General features: G+C 36.6%; 2 protein-coding genes. One reads left to right on the top strand and one right to left on the bottom strand.

Annotated features, from left to right (window positions below):
• Window positions 1–134: 134 nt before the first annotated feature.
• A complete protein-coding gene (locus A4U55_RS09110; RefSeq protein ID WP_003658448.1) occupies window positions 135–329 on the bottom strand; it encodes a hypothetical protein in 195 nt (64 codons plus the stop codon).
• A 107-nt stretch (window positions 330–436) separates the two neighbouring features.
• On the opposite strand from A4U55_RS09110, the gene A4U55_RS05250 reads away from it, so the two are divergent.
• Window positions 437–619, top strand: coding sequence for a hypothetical protein (locus A4U55_RS05250; RefSeq protein ID WP_042510474.1), 183 nt, complete (start codon window positions 437–439; stop codon window positions 617–619).
• Window positions 620–893: the final 274 nt, after the last annotated feature.

Below are 893 nucleotides of genomic sequence, written 5' to 3'. Positions count from 1 at the left end.
GTTAAGTACTATGGTGATGAGCCAGTTGAATGACGGTCATAACACTCATAAACGGTCATAAATGGTCATAACAGACGCACACCAAGCTTTTGATGAGCTTGGCGTGTTTTTACTGCTGTTTTTTATGGTATGTTTTAATGAGCATGATGATGGTGATGTGCTGGCTTTAAGTGATTGTTTGCGGTTTTATCTTTGGATACCAAGGTTACCACCACCATTGTCGTTGCTAAAAAGGTGCCTTCAATGTCATGCTTGCCATCAAAAATAAGCACATCACCTGAAGACAGCGTATGTGCTTCTTGACCATTTAATAACCTGTGCCAAACCATTGGTAACAGTCAAGGTAACAATGTCGTTTGGGTGATTATGACACTTCATCGGGGTGTCTTTGCTAAAAGTTTTACGCACCGTTTGAATACCCAATTCATTTTGATAAATGACGCCTTCACCCTTTGGTAATATGCCCATTGGCTCTGCATGGGCAGGGGTGTGCAACCACGATGGTGATAAAACGAGTATTGATAAAATGGCTGTGCCAAGCCGTGTGTTGTTCATTGTTTTGTTGGTGTTTTTTATGGGTCATACCCTTTCTAGATCTAAAATCACTTTATTACATTAACTATTTATCATAACTTATTAAATATAACACAACTCATGGTAATAAAAAACTGATTTTATTTTTTAAAGTATTATTTGAGATAACAGAGCCTAAATTATAATAAAAATAAACACAAAGAATACCCATGTCAGATTTATGTAAATGCACCATCACGATTGGCCAAAAACAGATAACAAAATAGTGGATTTAATTAAGTGCTATAAGGTCAGTCTATCTATTGGTTGTTATTTAGGTTGCTATATAGATTCTGATCACCAACCCCCAAACAAAACCC

The organism is Moraxella catarrhalis (assembly GCF_001632285.1).
Classification (GTDB): domain Bacteria; phylum Pseudomonadota; class Gammaproteobacteria; order Pseudomonadales; family Moraxellaceae; genus Moraxella; species Moraxella catarrhalis.
Note: the sequence above shows the minus strand (reverse complement) of the source record. Positions and strands in the feature narration are given on the sequence as shown.

What these genes read in the sequence shown, in the direction of transcription:
- A4U55_RS05250 (WP_042510474.1), top strand. Translation starts at nt 437, where the DNA reads ATGACGCCTTCACCCTTTGGTAATATGCCCATTGGCTCTGCATGGGCA.
- A4U55_RS09110 (WP_003658448.1), bottom strand. Translation starts at nt 329, where the DNA reads ATGGTTTGGCACAGGTTATTAAATGGTCAAGAAGCACATACGCTGTCT.